Source organism: Imtechella halotolerans, from assembly GCF_028743515.2.
In the GTDB taxonomy this organism is placed as follows: Bacteria; Bacteroidota; Bacteroidia; order Flavobacteriales; family Flavobacteriaceae; genus Imtechella; species Imtechella halotolerans.
Map to the genome: position 1 here is coordinate 102,837 of NZ_CP117969.2, position 20,920 is coordinate 123,756.

The window sequence follows — 20,920 nt, forward strand, 5'->3', positions numbered from 1 at the left end:
TATCTTTAGTAGTGCAAATGTATGTAAAATAGTAAAACGATAGAATGAGTACAGTTGAAAATGACTTGCAACTTGCGCTGAAGCATTATTTTGGTTTCGGAAAATTTAAAGGATTACAGGAGGACGTAATTAAGAGCATCATTAACAACCAAAATACGTTTGTTATAATGCCTACAGGTGGCGGAAAATCATTGTGTTACCAATTACCCGCCCTTGTTAAAGATGGAACCGCTATCGTTATATCCCCCCTAATTGCACTGATGAAAAATCAAGTCGATGCCATTCGTGGAATCTCATCCAATAATGGTATCGCGCATGTGTTAAACTCATCTCTAACCAAAACTGAGGTGAAACAGGTGATGCAGGATATAAAAAGTGGTATTACCAAATTGCTTTATGTGGCGCCGGAGTCGCTTACCAAGGAAGATTATATCGAGTTTTTGAGAACAATTCAGATTTCGTTTGTTGCAGTAGACGAAGCACACTGTATCTCAGAATGGGGACATGATTTTCGACCGGAATACAGAAATATTCGGGCAATAATAAAAAGATTAGGGGATGATATTCCTATAATTGGTCTTACCGCTACGGCAACTCCTAAGGTGCAAGAAGATATCTTGAAAAACCTAGGGATGACCGATGCAAAAACGTTCAAGGCTTCCTTTAACCGTCCCAACTTATATTATGAGGTAAGGCCAAAGACTAAGAATGTGGACGCTGATATTATTAGGTTTATCAAACAAAACCCTGGAAAATCGGGAATTATATATTGTTTGAGTCGCAAAAGGGTGGAAGAGCTTGCTCAAGTACTTCAAGTTAATGGGATAAGCGCTGTTCCTTATCATGCTGGTTTGGACGCTAAGACAAGGGCGAAACATCAAGATATGTTCTTGATGGAGGATGTTGATGTAGTAGTGGCAACGATAGCTTTCGGTATGGGAATTGACAAGCCCGATGTGCGTTTTGTAATTCACCATGATATTCCTAAAAGTATTGAAAGTTATTATCAAGAAACTGGGAGAGCTGGTCGTGATGGAGGAGAAGGCCATTGCCTGGCATTTTATTCTTATAAGGATGTTGAGAAGCTGGAAAAATTTATGTCAGGTAAACCAGTGGCAGAACAGGAAATTGGTCATGCATTGCTTCAAGAGATAGTTGCTTATGCCGAAACCTCTATGTCTCGTCGTAAATTCATTCTACATTATTTCGGAGAAGAATTTGATGAGGTAAATGGCGAAGGTGCAGAGATGGATGATAATGTGAGACATCCAAAGAAAAAACATGAAGCTCAAGAAGATGTGGTTACCTTGTTGAAGGTTATCCAAAATACAAAGGAAATTTACAAGGGTAAAGAAGTTGTTAATACTCTTTTAGGTAAAGTAAATGCACTTATAAAATCCCACAGGACTGACGAACAACCTTTCTTTGGAATAGGTAAGTCAAAGGATGATAAATATTGGATGGCTTTGTTACGTCAGGTTCTTGTAGCGGGATTATTAAAAAAGGATATCGAAACTTATGGAGTTTTGTTTCTTAGTCCGGAAGGGAAAAATTTTATTTCCAACCCTGAATCCTTTTACATGACTGAAGATCACACCTACGAAGAAACTGATGATGATACTATAGTTACTGCCGGTAAAGGTGGCGGTGGTGTTGCCGATGAGGTACTGTTAGGAATGTTGAAAGATCTTCGAAAAAGAGTGGCTAAAAAATTGGAAGTTCCTCCATTTGCCGTCTTTCAAGATCCTTCGCTGGAAGATATGGCATTGAAATATCCTATAAACATTGAAGAATTAACCAATGTACATGGTGTAGGGGATGGTAAAGCCAAAAAGTATGGGAAAGATTTTGTCCAATTGATTGCTCGTTATGTACAGGAGAATGAAATTACTCGACCTGACGATTTGGTAGTGAAGTCAACAGGAGCTAATTCAGCATTGAAATTGTACATAATTCAAAGTGTAGACAGAAAGTTACCACTAGATGATATTGCTGCCGCGAAAGGGTTAGAAATGTCTGACTTTATAAAGGAAATGGAACAAATAGTCTACAGCGGTACAAAACTTAATATAGATTATTGGATTGATGAGATTTTAGATGAAGATCAACAAGAAGAATTATACGAGTATTTTTTGGAAGCCGAAACAGATAAGATATCCAATGCTATAGAGGAATTTGATGGTGATTATGAAGATGATGAAATTAGATTATATCGTATTAAGTTTATCAGTGAAGTTGCAAACTAAAAATAACGATTGATGTAAAAAAATAACCCCGGAATTCCGGGGTTATTTTTTATCTGATTTTTATATCGAGCTAAAAATAGCTTGCATTTTTTCTCTCTCTTCTTCGGCAAGAATTGGATCTACAAGGATGCGTCCACTGTGTTCATCGGTAATGATTTTTTTACGGGCTGCAATCTCCATTTGTACTTGCGGAGGAATGGTAAAGAATGAACCTCCAGAAGCTCCTCTTTCAATAGGAACAACTGCTAAACCATTGTTTACATTGTTTCTGATGCGCTTGTATGCATTCACTAAGCGATCGTCAATTTGGTTTTGGAACTCAACAAGTTTTTCTAAGAGCATTTGCTCTTCTTTCTCAGTTTCCGCCAAGATGCCGTTAAGTTCATCTTTTTTGTGTTTTAAGTGAGTTTCACGCTCACCTACACGCTCCTTAGTTTGAGCTATCACATCTTTTTTCTGCTCGATTTGAGCTTTGTGTTCTTTGATGTGTTTTTCAGCTAACTGAATTTCTAATTCTTGAAATTCAATCTCCTTGGTGATAGAGTTATACTCTCGGTTATTGCGAACATTTTTTTGTTGTTCACCGTATTTTTTAATCAAGCCTTTGGCTTCTTCAATAAGATTCTTCTTATTGCTGATTTCGTTGTTGATAATCTCCAATTCTGAAGTAAGTTTCTCTAAACGTGTTTTAAGTCCCTCAACTTCGTCTTCCAAGTCTTCAACTTCTAGAGGAAGCTCTCCTCTTACATTTCTGATTTCATCAACGCGAGAGTCAATTAATTGCAAATCGTACAATGCTCTTAATTTCTCTTCAACGGTAATTTCAGCCTTTTTTGTCATATGATTTATAAATACTTGATAGGATTGGTATTTTTCTCTGATAAAATGATTGCAAAATTAGGAATTTTTTTCATAAGATGCTCAACTAAAAGATTTTTTGTGTATTGCTCACTTTCGTAATGACCAATGTCAGCCAAAAGAATGCTATTTTCAGCCTTGAAAAAGTCATGATACTTAAGGTCAGAGGTTACAAATGCCTCAATACCTGATGCTTTGGCAGCATCGATTGCAAAAGCCCCACTTCCTCCTAAAACGGCTATCTTCTGAATTTTTTTTCCTGTGAAAGCACTATGTCTAATACAAGGAGTTTGCATTTTGTTTTTAAGCATATGTAAGAAGTCAATTTCTTGCATAGGCTCAGAAAGTTCGCCAATCATTCCCAGACCTATATGTTGATTCTGATTTTCTAAAGTGGTTATTTCGTAGGCTACCTCCTCATAGGGATGAGCGTTGAAAAGCGCTTTTAATAATTGTGATTGTACATGTTTTGGAAAGATGACACCAATTTGTATTTCAGCTTCGGAATGAAGTTCTCCTTTTCTCCCTATTGTCGGATTTGCATGTTCTCCTCCATTAAAGGTGCCTATACCTTCTATGGAAAAACTACATTCATTATAATTGCCAATAGTGCCAGCGCCTGCATTAAATAAAGCTTGGCGTACAGTTGCAGCACTTTCTATTGGTACAAATGTGATGAGTTTTTTTATGGTGTTTTTCTGGGGAATAAGAATTTTTCTATTGATTAGCCCTAATTCATCACAAATGCGCCCATTAACGCCTTGAAAAGCATTGTCAAGAGCGGTGTGCATGCTGTAAATTGCTATGTTATGAGCAATTGCTTTCATGACCACTCTTTCTACATAGGTGCTTCCAGTGAATTTTTTTATACCTGAAAAAATAATCGGGTGAAAACTTACAATCAGATTACACTTCTTTTCAATGGCTTCATCAACTACATTTTCGAGAGTATCTAATGTAACTAATATACCAGTAACCGCATTGTTACGGTTTCCTACTAACAGTCCCACATTATCAAAGTCTTCAGCATAGGCTATAGGGCTTAATGATTCTATGTGATGTATGACTTCTTGTATGGTCATAAGATTCTATAATTGTGTTATGATACGAAATTAGAATTTTTTTTTGAGTACGCCTTAAAATACCCTACTTTCGTTGTTATGACTGTACTTCGATATTTACTATTTCCAGTAGCCGGTGTTTATGGGGCAGTAATCTTCTTGCGCAATGCGCTTTATGATGTTGGGTACTTTACCTCACAATCGTATGATTTTCCGATTATCTGTGTTGGGAATGTTAGTGTTGGAGGGACTGGTAAGACTCCAATGATTGAATACCTAGTAAGGGTGTTATCTCCAGAGTATAAAGTAGGGACCTTAAGTAGAGGGTATAAGCGGCAGTCTAAGGGTTTTTATGTGGCTGATTTTGATAGTACAGCTGCTCTAATGGGAGATGAGCCATTTCAGTTTGCTTCTAAATTTCCACAGGTAGTAGTAGCGGTAGATGCTGATCGTAGAAATGGGATTCTTCAACTTCAAGAAAGGAAATTGTTACCACAGGTATTGTTACTTGATGATGCTTTTCAGCATAGAAAAGTTCAACCTGGATTTTCTATTTTGCTAACTGCTTTCGATAGTTTATATGTGGATGATTGGTTATTGCCAGTAGGCACTCTTAGAGACACCATTTCCCAAGTAAAAAGAGCACAAATTATTGTAGTTACTAAATGTCCTACTAACCTGTCCATTGAACAGGCCGGAAGTATTAGAGGAAAATTGAGGGTACTTCCGCATCAATTGGTTTTTTTTGCAACTATTGCCTACAGCGATATGGTGATGGCGAAGTCTACCAATGAAAAGTTGACAGATTTTGGACAGTTGCCATTTACGCTAGTTACAGGGATTGCGAATCCAACTCCGCTTGTAAAGTTTCTGGAGGAAAAAGGATTTGAATTCACACATATTAATTTTCCGGATCACCATCATTTTTCAGAGAGAGAAATAAATGACTTGCGATTACATCAAAGAATTTTAACTACAGAAAAGGACTTTATGCGTTTGAAAGATTCCCTTGATAACGTGAGTTATCTACCTATTGAGACCCAGTTTATTTGGGATGAAGATAAATTCAAAGATAATATTATAAAGTATGTGAAGGAGTATTCCTAGCTCTCAATACTGTCTTGGGTAACACTGTTATTCTCCGTTAGTACTTTGGCTATTTTAGAGTAAAACACATCAGGTCTAAACGGTTTGGTAATTACATCATTACATCCCACTGCATAGAAGTCATCTGTGTTTTCATCTAGTGAAATGGCTGTTAAGGCGATAATTGGGACCTCGGTGTTGAATTTTCTGATTTCCTGAGTAGTTTTTAATCCGCTAATGCCAGGCATGTGAATGTCCATTAGAATTACGGCATACTGTTCTTTTTTTGCCTTCTCTATAGCCATATAACCATCTTCTGCAATATCACAGCTGATGTCCTTAGCCAAAAGCATCTTTTTGGTTATTACCTGATTTATTTTGTTGTCTTCCACTACAAGGAAATGCAAGCCTTTAAAAATGATATCATCATACTCCTTGCTGTTTTTCTTATCATTTTCGGAAGTAGCAGGACTCACTTGTTGTTCTGAAATTTCAAATGGAATGGTAAAGTAAAAAGTCGAACCTTTTCCTAATTCACTTTTTACGTTAATCTTACTGTCCATAAGTTCTAAAAGGTTCTTAACAATAGTCAGACCAAGGCCTGTTCCTCCGTATTTACGGTTAATTTGAATAGATCCTTGAGCAAAACTTTCAAAAATATTATCAATCATATCATCTGATATACCTATACCTGTATCGATGATTTCAAACAGTATGTCAGCTCTGTTTTCGGTTCGACTTACTAAGGAGGCTTTTAATTTGACTTCTCCATTTTCAGTGAATTTAAGCCCATTGCTTACAAGGTTTATGAAGATTTGTGATAGTTTTAATGGGTCGCCTTTGAGTTGTTTAGGGATATTGCTGTCTATCTCACAATTGACGGTATTTTTATTTTCTTTAGCTGTTTGAGTTAAAGAAGAGATAACATCTTTGATGATTTTATTTATATCAAAATCGATGTTTTGAATATTTAGTTTTTTAGCCTCTATTTTGTTAATTTGAAGAATATCATTGATAAAAGCCAAAAGATAATCTCCAGAAAATTTCAAAGATTTAAGATGTTCTTTTTGACTTTCACTTGGATTTTCTTCCAATAAAAGGTGGGTTAATCCTGTTACAGCATAAAGGGGGGTCCTTAATTCATGACTTACTGTGGAAAGAAAGTTGGCTTTCGTTTGCATGGCTTTAATGGCCTCTTCCTTAGCTGTTTCAAGCTCCACATTCTTCATTAAAAGTAAATCATTTGTTTTTACTTTTATTTGATTATTTCTATATAGTGAAATTGCTAGCAGCGAAATAATAATGAGTAGAAATGAGCTTAAGATGGTGGTAAGCTTAGAGTTTTTTAATGTTTTCGCTTGTTCCTCTACTTGTAATTGTAAATCTGCGTTAAGACGATCCTTATATGCAGACGCATCTGCTTCAACTTCCCTAATGTCTCTTTTTAGTTTATCGATATTGTTGATGGAATCTCTAAGAGAATAAAAGGCATTTTGATAGGCATAGGCCTTTTCAATATCATTTTGATTTCCGTATATTTTACTTAGAATTTCATACGCCTTTACTCGGAGTGTTGGAAATTGATCGCTTTCCGAAATTTTTAAAGATTCATTGAGGATTAATTCGGATCTATTGTAATTTTTTTGTGCAAAATATACTTCTCCTAACGTAGTAAGAATTGAGGCTCTTATAAATTCTCCTTCATATTCGTTAGTAACAGGTAGTGCGTTTTCAAGGTGAAAAATAGCGCTTTTATATTCATTGAATTTGAGAAAGAACTTCGCTTTTGCTAAATATACTTTGGCTAAGTATTGTTGTCCATTGTTTTCTCGCAATAGGTCCTCAGCGTCATCATAATAGTCAGAGGCATCAATGTGTCTGTTTTGAGCAAAATACAGTTCACCTTTTAAGAGTAATGTTAGTCCAAGGTCTAACATCGCATTATTTTCCCTCTGTATTTTTTCAGCATAGTTTATAAAAACCAATGCGTCATCAAGCATTCCCATGGTAAGGAAAATATCTGCTTGGAGGTAACGACTTTTGGCAATTAGAAGAAGGTCCTCGCCATTTTCAGCTATGTTTAAACCTTCATTTAGTTTTTGAAGAGCTTGAGAATATTTGGCTTTATTTTTTAGAGCGCAAGCATCTTTAAACAGACTATTTATCCGATAGTTATGCACTTCTTCTTGAGGGCGTTGCGCAGCGGTGTAGGTAAAGCTTAAACAACCAAGAAGTATAAAGATATAGAGGTTTAGGCTCTTCATTATTTGGGTTTAACTTCCAAATATACTTATTTCTGCGAAATGTATGAGATTAAATCGATAATTCTACTGCTATAGCCAGATTCATTATCATACCACCCAATGATCTTAACCATCTTGCCAATTACCGAAGTCATTTGAGCGTCAAAAACACAGGACGCCTGTTGATTAATAACATCCACAGAAACAATTGGATCTTCAGTGTAGGTAAGGATTCCTTTTAAGTTTCCTTTGGATGCCTTATCAAAAGCCTCATTTACTTGGTTAATACTAACTTCTTTTTTTACATTAAAGGTAATATCTGTAAGTGATCCGTCAGGAACGGGAACCCTAATTCCGCAGCCCCCTATTACATTTTCTAGGTCAGGAAATATCTTAGTAAGTGCCTTTGCTGCTCCTGTAGTTGTGGGAACAATAGATAATGCTGCTGCACGTGCTCTACGCAAATCACGATGAGGTTGATCATGTAAACTTTGATCAGTTGTATAAGAGTGAATCGTAGTTATATAGGCTTGCTCGATTCCACATAATTCATTAATTACCTTTATCATGGGTGCAGCATTATTGGTCGTACACGAAGCATTGGAAATTATAGTTTCCTCACCAGTAAGTAGGTGTTGGTTTACTCCTAAAACAACCATTTTTATTGAATCGTCTTCAGGTGGAACACTAAGGATAACTCGTTTTGCTCCATTTGTAATATGATGCTGTAGTGATTCAGTGTTTTTAAATTTTCCTGAAGCTTCAATCACAAAATCAGGTTTCAATCCTGACCAATCAATATCTTTAGGATGTTTTTGATTATACAGTGGGATTGAGACCTGGTCAACTATCAAGTTGTTTCCTGAATAGGTAACGCTTCCTGGCCAGGGTCCATGAATGCTATCGTATTTTAGCAAATGTGATAAAGTGGCAGCGTCCGCAATGTCGTTAATAGCAACTACCTTTATAATGGGATGTTGACGTAATAATCGAAAGAGCGTTCTTCCAATTCTTCCAAATCCGTTGATGGCAATGGTGATTGATTTCATCTTAGATACACTAACCTGAAGTTATTCAATGTGTTTATGAGCTTTGTATGAAGATCTTACCAAGGCGCCGCTTTCAACATGACGGAAACCTAATTCAAGTCCAATCTGCTTATATTTATCAAACTGATCTGGTGTGATAAATTGTTTTACAGGTAAATGTTTTTTAGATGGTTGAAGATATTGCCCAATAGTTACTATATCAACTTTAGCTTTTTGTAAGTCATGTAGTGTTTCAATAACCTCCTGTTCCGTTTCTCCTAGGCCTAGCATGATACCAGATTTGGTACGATGAGCTCCCTGCTGTTTTAGGTAGCTAAGAACTTCAAGGCTTCTATCATATTTTGCTTGAATACGTACTTCTCTAGTAAGACGACGCACGGTCTCCATATTATGTGAAATTACTTCTGGAGCAACCTCTATCATTCGATCTAAATGGCGTTCAATTCCTTGGAAATCAGGTATGAGTGTTTCTAAGGTAGTTTCTGGGTTCATACGTCGAATGGCCTTAACGGTTTCGGCCCAAATGATGGATCCCATGTCTTTTAAATCATCGCGGTCAACAGAGGTGATAACAGCATGTTTTATATTCATGAGCTTAATTGAACGGGCAACTTTTTCTGGTTCTTCCCAGTCGACCGTTTCTGGTCTTCCTGTTTTTACACCACAAAAACCACATGAACGGGTACAGATATTACCCAAAATCATAAATGTGGCCGTTCCTTCTCCCCAGCATTCGCCCATATTAGGACAGCTCCCTGAGGTGCATATGGTATTTAGTTTGTATTTGTCTACTAATCCGCGTAATTCGGTATATTTTTTTCCGGTTGGCAGTTTTACACGTAACCATTTTGGTTTTCCAGCCGGAGGAGCTACACTTTCAATACTCATTTTTGATATGATTTTTGAAAGGCAAAGATACGAAGTAATCTGTTAAAAAAGGGTACATAAACGTTAAGCATTACATAGTAATACTTGTAATGTACCATACACTGAATCCGATTAAAAAAAGAATACCTGACCAGCTTAGAATACGCATTGCTTTTCTTGGTCTGTAAAACGCAGGTGTATGTGATGAGGTGATAAGTTTGTAGTTTATTATGGCATAAAATGGCGCCGTTACAAATGATAATATGGTGGCAATTTCAATTAGGGTTTTCATTTCAGAGATAAAAAATAACAGAATAACTAATGTGCCTGTAATCAAAATGCTCATCCATAGAGCATAGCTATATTTAATCTGTTTTCCCATTAAAAGTTTACTGCTATATGACATAGCTCTAGGCGATGCATCCAGTGTTGTAATGGTGGTACTAAACATGGTCGTAAAGGCGGCAATGGCAATAATGAAATGGGTATATTGGCCGAGACTTTGGGTGTACATTTGAATCAACTGTGCCGAAAATATGGTAGCGTTTCCGCTAAAGTTTTCTTGAGAATTAAACATAACAAGAGCTCCTAAAGCTATAAATAAACAACCTATGACAATGGTGCTCGCGTAACCAATATTAAAATCTGTAATGACATTAGAAGCGTTATAATTTTTGGTGTTTTTTCGTTTCTCAAGTGTCCATAGAGATTGCCAAATGGTAACATCGAGTGGTGCAGGCATCCAGCCCATAAATGCAATAAGAAAGGCTATATCGGTTGTTTCTTTGGGGAATATTTGGGTTAAAGGGATGGTGTTTGCGTTTTTGGTATACGCAAGAATAACGGCGGCAATTGTACTAATGGTTAGAGTGATAATAATAATTTTCATCAGTATATCTAATAGCTTGAATCGGCCTATAAGCAAAATCAGTAAACAAATCACTGTAATCAGGATACTCCATATAGCAGGATTTGATGTAATCCCAAAAAGATTAGCTGCTAGTCCAGCTGTCACAATGGTGACTGCCGTTTGTATGGTAAACATAGTTGCCAGATTAAGCACGAAATAAGTGATTAGAATGGGTTTTCCAAGTTTTAGATATCCGTCAAGTAAACTTTCTCCTGTGGCTATTGCATAACGTGGGCCAAATTGAAAAAATGGATATTTACATACATGCACTAGTAGTAATGCCCATATTAGGCCAAATCCGAAATCTGCTCCTGCGCGAGTTGACTGGACAAGATGTGATACACCAATGGCGGCTCCAGCGAACAGTAAGCCCGGGCCAAGTTTTTTCAATAAAGTCATTTACGTATTGGTTGGAAACGTGTATAAACTTACTTTTTTTTGATGATTTCCGCTAATAATTTTTTTGCTCGAAGTAATTTCACTTTTACATTGTTCATCGGTTCTTTGATGTGGTCTGAAATTTCTTCGTAAGTCATTTCTTGGAAGTAACGCAAATGAATGACCTCTTGGTAGTGAGGTTTTAATTTTTTAATACACTGTAAGAGAGTAGCTAAGTTTTGTTCAGTGATAAGTAGGTCTTCGGCTGAAGGGGCATCATCTGCTAGGTTGTACATTGTTTCGTCTTCCATTTGGGAAGCTTGATTGGTAATGCTGTTTTTGCGTTTACGAACCAGGTCGATATGTACGTTCTTTGAGATCGTTATGAGCCAGGTTTTAAATTGGAAATTTTCATCAAAAGTATGTATACGATCGAAAGCCTTGGAAAAGGTCTGTATGGTGACGTCTTCGGCATCATTTTCATTTTTGGTACGTTGTAGTTGAAAACTATACACGTCATTCCAAAAGGAATCTAACAAAAAGCTAAAGGCCTTTTGATCGCCATTTTTGGCTTTTTGGATGTTTTGCTCGATTAAGGACGGTGTTATTTCCAATTGACCTGTTTTGAGAATCTATTTCTTATAAAGATAAGCAATTGAAAACAAACAAGAATGATTTCGTAAAAAGGGAGTAGCCATATCAGTTTGCTTTCGCCAAGTTTTTTTGCGCCATAGCCGAGAACAATATACAATGTAAACAGTTTTATACCTATTAAGGCTGTAATTACTATCCAATTATATTGTAGTATGAATAGCAGAATGGAAAGGAACCAGAATGCCAATTGTGAAAAGTAGAAAAGAGCAAGAATTAGCTTATGTTTTGGCTTATAATAGTTGGCCGTAGATACCTGCTTTTGCTTTTGAAGTATCCAACTTTTCCATGTGGTCTTAGGTGTTGAGTAGGTGAAGCTTTCTTTGTTAAAGTTAATGGCAATATTATCCTTGTTAGCGGCTTCGTTTATAAATAAATCATCCTCACCACTGCGAATATGCATATGACTCATAAACCCTCGAACTCTAAAAAACTCATCCCTATGGTAGGCCATATTTCTACCTACCCCCATATATGGCATTCCGCTGATGGCATAGGAAAAGTATTGTATGGCTGTGAGAACTGTTTCAAAGCGAATCAACTGATTTAGTAGTGAATGTTTAATAGTCTGGTATCCACCAAAACCTAAAACTATCGTTTGGGTATTAGAAAATGAACCAACCATTTGTTTTAACCAGTGTTTTCCAGCGGGACGACAGTCTGCGTCTGTAAAAATTAACAGATCGTTTTTGGCGGATTTAATACCTAAAGTAAGGGCGTATTTTTTTTTACCCCAAAAAGCCTCATTGTTGCGTACATCCACTATTTTAATACGACTGTCCCGATGAGCAAAGGACTCCATGACTTTAAGGGTATTATCGATGGAGGCGTCGTTTATCAGTACGATTTGAAAATTCTGATATTCTTGTTCTAGTATATATGGTAGGTTTTTCTCGAGGTTTTCAGCCTCGTTTTTAGCACAAATCAATACTGATACCGGTAAGGTATATTCACCATTAACTATTGGTTTAGCAAATGAAAACCGGCTAAAAATTCCCCAATAATATACGAGTTGAATGAACAGAACTATACATAGGGCAAGGAGTAAAATTGTAGGCATAGGCAGAAACCGAAACAGTATTAGTTTTTAATTGCTTCAGGATTTCTACATTCTTGTTCGTCAGGTAGTTTTCCGCAGAAACCACATGCTTCTCCTTCTTGGTTTAAAAAAGGACTTTGGCTAGCACATGTGCCAGCAAATTTACCATCTTTTTTTGCCCAAATTTTAATAGCAATTCCTGCAAAGGCCAATCCTAATAATACGATAGTTATAATGAGTAACTTCATTGCTGAATATTTTACGCAAAATTACAAAATAACTCTTGTCGTGCCTAATTATAGGGCTTTGTATTTCGGGAAGAATTTTAATTAATATAGTTGTGAAATGTCCTAGTAGACATTAACTTCAGCTTGAATGGAAATTCCAAATGTTTTGGCCACTTCTTTTTGGATTTTCTTTGCCACTTCCCATATTTCTTCCCCACTAGCTTTTCCATAATTCACTAACACCAATGCTTGATGTTGGTGAATTCCTGCGTCTCCAAACCTTTTACCTTTAAATCCGCATTGCTCAATGAGCCATCCTGCGGGAACTTTTGTCAATTCATCAGAAATAGAATAGGAAGGAATAGAAGGATAACGTATTTGTAATTGTTTAAATTGAGTGATAGGAATTACAGGGTTTTTGAAGAAACTTCCACTATTACCCAACTCCTTTGGGTCGGGAAGCTTGCTTTTTCTTATGCTTATTACAGCTTGTGAAACTTGTTGAATGGTGGGTGATTTGATTTCTTTCTTACTCAGCTCATCAGCTATGGCACCATATTTTGTGTGTAGTTCATGATTGTTTTTAGTAAGTTTCAAGATAACAGAGGTAATTATAAAATTGCCTTTCTCTGAATTTTTAAAAATGGAATCTCTATAGCCAAATCTGCAATCTTCAAGTGTAAAGGTGTGCTCCTCTAGAGTATTAATATTAACTGCCTTGCAATGGTCAAATACATCCTTGAGTTCAACGCCATAGGCTCCAATATTTTGTATAGGAGCAGTTCCAATATTTCCTGGTATTAGTGATAAGTTTTCAATGCCTCCAAAGTCTTTTTCTAGGCACCAAACAACAAACTCGTGCCAGTTTTCTCCTGCTTGGGCTTCTACCCAAACATGGTCATTGGTTGTTTTAAGTATAGAAATACCTTTTAGTTGGATATGAAGCACCAATGCTTCAATATCTTTAGTTAGAAGCATATTACTTCCACCACCTAAAATAAATAGAGGAAGTGTGTTGTCATGTAATAATTCTTTGAGCTGGGGTATGGATGTAACAGCTGCGTAATGGCTGGCTGTTACATCGATCCCAAAGGTATTATATGGTTGTAATGAAATATTGTGTTGAATGTTCATTATGCATTGTAGGCTTTTAAGGCTTCTTGAAGAATGCGTACTGCTCTAACAATTTTTTCTTTTTCAAGAACATATGCAATCCTTATTTGGTTTAGTCCTAAGCCTGGAGTTGAGTAAAAACCAGCAGCTGGCGCAACCATTACAGTTTCACCTTCATACTCAAAGTTTTCTAGCAACCATTGTGCAAAGTCATCTGCATTTGCAACAGGAAGTTCTGCAATGCAGTAAAAAGCACCTTTTGGATTGGCAACTTTTACTCCTGGAACTTTCGAAAGTTCTTCAATTAGGATGTCTCGACGTGATACATATTCAGTAATCACTTCGTCGAAATACGTTTGAGGTGTTTCCAGCGCAGCTTCACTTGCGATTTGAGCATAGGTCGGAGGAGAAAGTCTGGCTTGTGCATATTTAAGGGCAGTAGTTATGACTTCTTTGTTTTTACTTACCAAACAGCCTATACGAGCACCACACATACTGTATCGTTTTGAAACAGAATCAATCATGATGGCATGTTGCTCTAATCCTTCAATCTCCATGATAGAGTAATGCTTTACTCCATCATAGGCAAATTCACGATAAACTTCATCAGCAATCAAGAAAATATCGTGTTTCAATACAATTTGTGCGAGTTTTTCGATTTCTTCTTTAGAGTATAGGTATCCTGTAGGATTGCCGGGATTACATATGAGAATTGCCTTCGTTTTTGGAGTAATTAATTTTTCAAATTCTTCAATAGCAGGTAAAGCAAAATTGTCTTCAATTTTCGAAATTACTGGTACTATTTTTACCCCAGAAGCAGTTGCAAAACCATTATAGTTGGCATAGAAGGGCTCTGGAATAATAATTTCATCATCAGCATCTGCTATGCTACCCATGGCAAAAAGCAATGCTTCACTTCCTCCGGTTGTTATGATGATATCCTTAGCGACAACATCGATATTGTGATTTTTATAGTAAGCAGCTAATTTTTCTCGGTACTGTTCAGAGCCTTCACTTCGGCTATATTCTAGTACTTCAATGGTGTTGTTTTTAATAGCATCTAATGCTACCTGGGGTGTTTTGATATCAGGTTGGCCAATATTAAGATGGATTACTTTAATTCCCTTTTTTTTAGCGTCTTCAGCATAAGGAACTAATTTACGTATGGGTGACTCAGGCATCATTCTACCCTTGTTGGAAATGTGTGGCATAATTATGATTATTTAGATAGGCAAATTTGCAAATTATATTTCATATGGAGTACTAAAATGAAGGTGTAATCTTTTGTTAAAATGATAAATAGAAAACCAAAATTTTAGTAATTTAACAATAGTTAACCCTATGGCTCTGTGAGAATTAATAAATACCTAGTTTTTTTTCTGCTTTTGTTTATCTCTTTGAACCTTCTTTCTCAAGGAAAAATGCAAATGATTAATGGGAAAGAATCAGTTTCTTTTCGATTTGAATTAATAAGCAATCTGATAGTGTTTCCTGTTGAGATAAATGGAGTGGAACTCTCCTTTTTACTTGATTCAGGAGTAAGTAGGCCTTTGCTTTTTAATATTACTGATTTAGATTCACTTCAAATTAAAAATGCTGAAAATATATTTATAAGGGGTTTGGGAGGTGGAGAACCTATTAAGGCAATTCAATCAAAGGGTAATACCTTTTCAATTCATCCTGATGTTAAGAATTTTTCACAGGACTTATTTGTTATCGTAGATGAGGAGATTAATTTCTCTCCTCGATTAGGAATTCCTATTCATGGAATTATTGGATACGATATTTTTAAGGAATTTGTGGTTAAGATTGATTATTCAAAGAAAAAACTAACCTTGTATAATCAAGACGCTTTTAAAAAGAGACCTTGTCGAAAATGTGAGACCTTGCCACTAACAGTTATAAAGGATAGAGCCTATTTGGATCTATATGCTCAACAAGACACGACCTCAATTCCTGTTAGGTTGCTGCTAGACACAGGGAGTAGTGATGCCATATGGTTATTTGAAGATGTTGACCATGGTATTGTTGAGCCACAAAATTTTTATGTTGATTTTTTAGGAAGAGGATTAAGTGGTAGTGTGTTTGGTAAGCGGGCAAAATTAACAGCGCTATCAATTGGTGATTTTAGAATTAAAAATGTGAAGTGTGCTTTTCCATTTGAGGAAAATATAGGGTATCTACGTTTTTATGCGGATCGAAATGGAAGTATAGGGGGAGAGGTACTTAGTAAGTTTAATGTCATAATTAATTTCCGTGATGGGGAAATTGTTTTCAAGAAAAACAGTCGATTTAGAAAGCCTTTTTTGTACAATCTCAGTGGAGTTGAATTGCAACATAATGGAATGCGAGTAGTTCGCGAGTTGGAGGACCTTGCTTCAAATGCAGGTTATGGCTCAAACAATAATTCAGAGGGCAAAGTTATTTCTTTGGTGAGTCTGTATACTTTAATTTTAAAACCAGCCATAGAGGTTGCTGAGGTTCGTCCAGGATCACCTGCAGCTGAGGCTGGACTGGTAAAAGGAGATGTGATATTATCTATAAATGGTAAAGAAGCTCACCATTATACCTTGCAACAACTTTTAGAAATGATAAATAAAGAAGCGGGAGAGCGAATAAAATTAGTAGTGGATCGAAATGGGTCTAATTTAATTATTGGGTTTACTTTAAAAAATATTCTATAAAAAAACCTCGCATCATGCGAGGTTTTAAAAAGTACTTTTTTATCTGCTGGCTTCAATAATGGTTCCTTTAATTTTTAACACCTTTGTTGGTGTATCTGAATTAGAAAGCACCGTAATAGTTTTGCGAATTGGGCCAACACGGGTAGTGTCATATTTTACTTGAATCTTTCCAGTTTTTCCTGGAGCAATTGGCTCTTTTGGCCATTCAGGTACAGTACAACCACAGCTTGAATTAATTTTAGTAATCACCAAAGGGGCATTTCCTGTATTTGTAAATTCAAACACTCGAAGGCCATCACTTCCTTTTTGTATGGTGCCATAATCAATTTCATCTGTTTTAAATTCCATCTTCGCAACAGCATTTTGGGCGCTTACCGTAACGGTAAATGCTGCTAAAAATAGTAATGTAATTAACTTTTTCATGGTTAAAGATTTATGATAATTATTGTAAATGTAGGCACTTTTTACACTATATGCAAAACAAACATTTGTTTTTGTAATCGTTGCGTATTACCTACTTTTGCAAATTAAATAACAAAAAGCAAGCCAAAAATGGAAATCCCATCTAAATACGAATCGCAACAAGTAGAGAATAAATGGTATGCTTACTGGATGAAAAACAATTACTTTCATTCGGTTCCAGACTCTAGAGAACCTTACACAATTGTAATACCACCTCCCAATGTGACTGGAGTGTTACATATGGGGCATATGCTGAATAATACTATTCAAGACGTTTTAATACGCCGTGCTCGACTAAAGGGATACAATGCCTGCTGGGTGCCTGGAACTGACCATGCTTCTATTGCGACAGAAGCCAAAGTCGTGGCGAAGCTAAAAGAACAAGGTATTCAGAAATCTGAAATAAGCCGTGAGGATTTCTTAAAGCATGCTTGGGAGTGGACTCATGAGTATGGTGGGGTTATTTTGGAGCAGTTGAAAAAATTGGGATGTTCATGTGACTGGGATCGGACAAAGTTTACCATGGATGAGGATATGTCGGCCTCCGTAATTCGTGTCTTTGTTGATTTGTATAATAAGGGATTGATATATAGGGGATACCGTATGGTTAACTGGGATCCTGAGGCTAAAACTACCCTTTCCGACGAAGAAGTTATTTATGAAGAGAGACAAGGGTTGCTATATCATTTGGCTTATGCCGTTGAAGGAAGTGAAGAAAAGGTGGTCATTGCAACTACCCGCCCTGAGACAATTTTAGGGGATACGGCAATTTGTATTCATCCAGAGGATGAACGATATACTCATTTACATGGTAAAAAGGCAATTGTGCCTATAAGTGGTCGTGTAATTCCAATTATTTTAGATGAGTATGTCGATAGAGAATTTGGTACGGGATGTTTGAAAGTTACACCAGCTCATGATGTAAATGATAAAGAATTAGGAGAAAAACATGGATTAGATGTAATTGATATTTTTAATGAAGATGCGACCTTAAATGCCTATGGTCTACATTATCAAGGTAGAGATCGTTTTGAAGTTCGTAAAATGATTGCTAAAGAGCTGGAGGAAAAAGGCTTCTTGGTAAAGACTGAAAATCATATTAACAAAGTTGGGACTTCTGAAAGAACGAAGGCTGTTATTGAACCACGATTGTCGGATCAATGGTTTCTTAAAATGGAAGACCTAGCTGAGCCAGCTCTAAAAGCGGTGTTAGAAACGCAAGAAATAAAATTATATCCTAAGAAGTTTGAGAATACCTACCGCCATTGGATGGAAAATGTGCGTGATTGGAATATTTCACGTCAATTATGGTGGGGACAACAAATACCTGCCTATTACTATGGGTCGGAAAAACACGAGTATGCTGTAGCAGAAACCAAGGAGGCTGCTTTGGCTCTGGCCCAAGCAAATAGTGGAAATATGGCGCTTACACTTGAAGATTTACGTCAAGATGAAGATGCCTTGGATACTTGGTTCTCATCCTGGTTATGGCCAATGAGTGTTTTTGGAGGTATAATAGATCCTGATAATGAAGAGATAAAGTATTATTATCCTACTAATGATTTGGTTACAGGACCTGACATTCTTTTCTTCTGGGTAGCACGAATGATTATTGCAGGATACGAATATGAAGGTAAAAAGCCATTTAATAATGTGTACCTCACAGGATTAGTGCGTGATAAACAACGTAGAAAGATGTCTAAGTCGTTGGGGAATTCTCCAGATGCGCTTAAACTTATTGAAGATTATGGAGCTGACGGTGTAAGAGTAGGATTGTTGTTGTCATCTGCCGCCGGAAATGATTTGTTATTTGATGAAGCTTTATGTCAACAAGGTAAAGGCTTTGCAAATAAAATATGGAATGCTTTTAGATTAGTTAAGGGATGGGAAGTAGACAAGGTCTTAGAACAGCCAGATACCGCTAATAAGGCTATTGCATGGTATGAGGCTAAGCTGCAACACACCTTAGTTGAAATAGAGGATCATTTTGCTAAATATAGAATTTCTGACGCATTAATGGCTATTTACAAATTGGTATGGGATGATTTTTGTTCTTGGCTTTTGGAAATGGTGAAACCCGCATATCAAGCACCAATAGACTCAAAGACTTACAGTGGGGTTATTCAATTATTTGAATCGAATTTAAAGTTGTTACACCCATTTATGCCATTCTTGACAGAGGAAATTTGGCAACTTATAGAAGAGCGTACTCCGGAGCAAGCATTAATTATTGCTAAATGGCCGGAAATGAAGACATATGATGATTCATTGTTGCAGCAGTTTGAATTTGCAACGGAAGTTATTTCAGGAATACGTACGATTCGAAAAGAGAAAAACATACCGTTTAAAGATGTTCTCTCCCTATCGGTGCTTAATAATGAGAATGTCGATTCAAATTGGGATACCACTATTGAAAAGTTAGGAAATATTGATTCTTTGGTGTATGTAACAGCTCCAGTAGAAGGAGCACTTTCTTTTCGAGTGAAGTCTAATGAGTATTTTGTTCCTGTTCAAGGAACTGTGGATGTAGTCGCTGAAATTGCCAAAATTGAAGAAGAGCTTGCTTATACAGAAGGCTTTTTACGATCTGTAAGAGGAAAGCTCTCTAATGAGAAATTTGTAAGTGGTGCTCCTGAGAAAGTGGTGGAAATGGAGCGTAAGAAAGAAGCAGACGCCCTAGCTACAATAGAAACCTTAAAACAGAGTCTGAAAAATCTTAAATAATGTTAAGGCTCCGAATGGAGCCTTATTATTTGTTAAAAAAATGGTAACTTGTATACCAGTGTAATGTACTAAACGTTCTAATATTAAAATAAAATTTTATGAAGAAAATAGTAACTTTATTAATAGTGATTTCTGTAGTAATGGCTTGCGGAACTAGTAAAACTGTAAGGGAGTCAAAAAGAGTGATTAAAGGAGAATGGACGCTTAGCAGTGTGACCTATAATCAAGCAGGTACATATGCAGTAACGCTGCTTAATGATGCAACGAAAGAATGTTTCGAAGGAAGTTATTGGCGATTTATACCTAATAATAATTCAGGGGTATATACAATTTCAAAAACAGGATGTGCAGAAGGCGATCGTCATTTTATTTTTACCATTGATGAGGTTGATGCTGTCTCAGGGTACTATGATTTCCTCTTGAAGCCTACAGACGCTAAAGGAAGGTCGGAAACGAATGCAGGTTACAGGATGCAACTTACAAATTTGTCTGAAACGATGATGACATGGCAGCAAACTTTGACGGTTGAGGGACGTCCCTTTGTAATTACCATGAATTTTATTAAGTAGTATATTATTTTAAAAACATAAAACATATAACGATGAAACGTATTTTAAAGCAGTCTGTAGTTTTTATTATGGTAACTTCTCTACTTGTTGGTTGTGAAGCTACTCGTAATGCTAATAACTCTCAGAAAGGAGCTGTAATTGGAGCAGCTGGTGGTGCAATTATTGGTGCAATTATTGGTAATAATGCTGGAAAAGGAGGAAACGGAGAATTGGGCGCTGTGATAGGAGGTGTTGTTGGTGGTACTGCTGGAGCAGTAATTGGAAATAAAATGGATAAACAAGCTCAAAAGATTGAGGAAGAAATACCAGGAGCAGTAGTTGAGCGAGTAGATGATGGAATTGTGGTAACCTTTGATGAAAATAGTGGTGTTTATTTTGATACTAATAAGTATAACATTAATTCCGCGTCTCAGGCGACTCTTGATAAATTAATAAGTGTTTTAAAGGAATATCCAGATACCAATATTTTGGTGGTAGGTCATACAGACAGTACTGGTTCTGCTGAATACAATATGACATTGTCTAAAAATAGAGCCTATTCAGTTACAAATTATTTTACCAGTAAAGGTTTGAATTCTTCTCGATTCACAACCAATTGGTTTGGAGAAGAGCAGCCGTTGCATGATAATTCTACAGCGGAAGGAAGAGCTAAAAATAGAAGAGTAAATGTGGCCATCGTTCCTAATCAAAAGATGATAGAAGATGCCAAACGTGAAGCAGGAAACTAAGTGATAAATTATAGGTAAAAGAAAA

Annotated in this window: 18 protein-coding genes; 6 read left to right on the forward strand and 12 right to left on the reverse strand. The window is 36.5% G+C overall.

The genetic code is table 11. From position 1 onward, the window contains the following. Positions 1-44: 44 nt before the first annotated feature. Positions 45-2,246: an ATP-dependent DNA helicase RecQ gene (locus PT603_RS00495; RefSeq protein WP_008238349.1), complete on the forward strand. Its 2,202-nt coding sequence runs from the start codon at positions 45-47 to the stop codon at positions 2,244-2,246. A gap of 60 nt (positions 2,247-2,306) precedes the next feature. Here the strand turns inward: PT603_RS00495 and PT603_RS00500 are convergent, their stop codons facing one another. Beyond that, entirely contained in the window at positions 2,307-3,086 is a 780-nt protein-coding gene (locus tag PT603_RS00500) for a zinc ribbon domain-containing protein (protein WP_008238347.1), read from the reverse strand. A 5-nt stretch (positions 3,087-3,091) separates the two neighbouring features. Then, positions 3,092-4,186, reverse strand: coding sequence for a Nif3-like dinuclear metal center hexameric protein (locus tag PT603_RS00505; protein WP_008238345.1), 1,095 nt, complete (start codon positions 4,184-4,186; stop codon positions 3,092-3,094). Between the two features lie 78 nt (positions 4,187-4,264). On the opposite strand from PT603_RS00505, the gene lpxK reads away from it, so the two are divergent. Then, positions 4,265-5,272 (forward strand): tetraacyldisaccharide 4'-kinase, encoded by a 1,008-nt coding sequence (lpxK, locus tag PT603_RS00510; RefSeq protein ID WP_008238343.1) that lies wholly within the window; start codon positions 4,265-4,267, stop codon positions 5,270-5,272. Here the strand turns inward: lpxK and PT603_RS00515 are convergent. From PT603_RS00515 to PT603_RS00555, 9 genes are all read right to left on the reverse strand, one after another. After that, complete coding sequence (locus tag PT603_RS00515; RefSeq protein WP_008238340.1) at positions 5,269-7,515, reverse strand: tetratricopeptide repeat-containing hybrid sensor histidine kinase/response regulator; 2,247 nt, start codon at positions 7,513-7,515, stop codon at positions 5,269-5,271. The two genes, lpxK and PT603_RS00515, sit on opposite strands and share 4 nt — an antisense overlap. Positions 7,516-7,541: 26 nt before the next feature. Beyond that, positions 7,542-8,543, reverse strand: a complete 1,002-nt coding sequence (gene gap / locus PT603_RS00520) for a type I glyceraldehyde-3-phosphate dehydrogenase (RefSeq protein ID WP_008238339.1) — start codon at positions 8,541-8,543, stop codon at positions 7,542-7,544. 21 nt (positions 8,544-8,564) lie between these two features. After that, positions 8,565-9,431, reverse strand: coding sequence for a lipoyl synthase (gene lipA / locus PT603_RS00525; protein ID WP_008238338.1), 867 nt, complete (start codon positions 9,429-9,431; stop codon positions 8,565-8,567). Positions 9,432-9,501: 70 nt separating this feature from the next. Next, positions 9,502-10,719 (reverse strand): NRAMP family divalent metal transporter, encoded by a 1,218-nt coding sequence (locus PT603_RS00530; protein ID WP_008238337.1) that lies wholly within the window; start codon positions 10,717-10,719, stop codon positions 9,502-9,504. 29 nt (positions 10,720-10,748) lie between these two features. Next, the gene (locus tag PT603_RS00535; protein ID WP_008238336.1) at positions 10,749-11,312 is read right to left on the reverse strand and encodes an RNA polymerase sigma factor; all 564 of its coding nucleotides are present in this window, start codon (positions 11,310-11,312) and stop codon (positions 10,749-10,751) included. Then, positions 11,303-12,409: a glycosyltransferase gene (locus tag PT603_RS00540; protein WP_008238335.1), complete on the reverse strand. Its 1,107-nt coding sequence runs from the start codon at positions 12,407-12,409 to the stop codon at positions 11,303-11,305. Before PT603_RS00540 ends, PT603_RS00535 begins: the two co-directional genes overlap by 10 nt. 20 nt (positions 12,410-12,429) lie before the next feature. Beyond that, the gene (locus PT603_RS00545) at positions 12,430-12,636 is read right to left on the reverse strand and encodes a hypothetical protein (protein ID WP_008238334.1); all 207 of its coding nucleotides are present in this window, start codon (positions 12,634-12,636) and stop codon (positions 12,430-12,432) included. A 102-nt stretch (positions 12,637-12,738) separates the two neighbouring features. Then, positions 12,739-13,749, reverse strand: a complete 1,011-nt coding sequence (murB, locus tag PT603_RS00550; RefSeq protein ID WP_008238333.1) for a UDP-N-acetylmuramate dehydrogenase — start codon at positions 13,747-13,749, stop codon at positions 12,739-12,741. Continuing rightward, the gene (locus PT603_RS00555; RefSeq protein WP_040488631.1) at positions 13,749-14,939 is read right to left on the reverse strand and encodes a pyridoxal phosphate-dependent aminotransferase; all 1,191 of its coding nucleotides are present in this window, start codon (positions 14,937-14,939) and stop codon (positions 13,749-13,751) included. The genes murB and PT603_RS00555 overlap by 1 nt, the downstream gene beginning before the upstream one ends. A gap of 138 nt (positions 14,940-15,077) precedes the next feature. Between PT603_RS00555 and PT603_RS00560 the strand changes: the two genes are divergently transcribed. Beyond that, positions 15,078-16,412, forward strand: a complete 1,335-nt coding sequence (locus tag PT603_RS00560; RefSeq protein WP_008238331.1) for a retropepsin-like aspartic protease — start codon at positions 15,078-15,080, stop codon at positions 16,410-16,412. Between the two features lie 39 nt (positions 16,413-16,451). Here the strand turns inward: PT603_RS00560 and PT603_RS00565 are convergent, their stop codons facing one another. Next, on the reverse strand, positions 16,452-16,835 hold the full coding sequence (locus tag PT603_RS00565; RefSeq protein WP_008238329.1) for a DUF1573 domain-containing protein: 384 nt from the start codon (positions 16,833-16,835) through the stop codon (positions 16,452-16,454). Positions 16,836-16,964: 129 nt separating this feature from the next. Between PT603_RS00565 and PT603_RS00570 the strand changes: the two genes are divergently transcribed. The 3 genes from PT603_RS00570 to PT603_RS00580 all read left to right on the forward strand — a co-directional run bounded on the left by PT603_RS00570 (position 16,965) and on the right by PT603_RS00580 (position 20,895). Then, entirely contained in the window at positions 16,965-19,598 is a 2,634-nt protein-coding gene (locus PT603_RS00570; RefSeq protein WP_008238327.1) for a valine--tRNA ligase, read from the forward strand. Between the two features lie 98 nt (positions 19,599-19,696). Next, positions 19,697-20,167: a lipocalin family protein gene (locus PT603_RS00575; RefSeq protein ID WP_008238325.1), complete on the forward strand. Its 471-nt coding sequence runs from the start codon at positions 19,697-19,699 to the stop codon at positions 20,165-20,167. A 32-nt stretch (positions 20,168-20,199) separates the two neighbouring features. Further along, positions 20,200-20,895, forward strand: a complete 696-nt coding sequence (locus PT603_RS00580; protein ID WP_008238323.1) for a YiaD family glycine zipper/OmpA-like lipoprotein — start codon at positions 20,200-20,202, stop codon at positions 20,893-20,895. Positions 20,896-20,920: the final 25 nt, after the last annotated feature.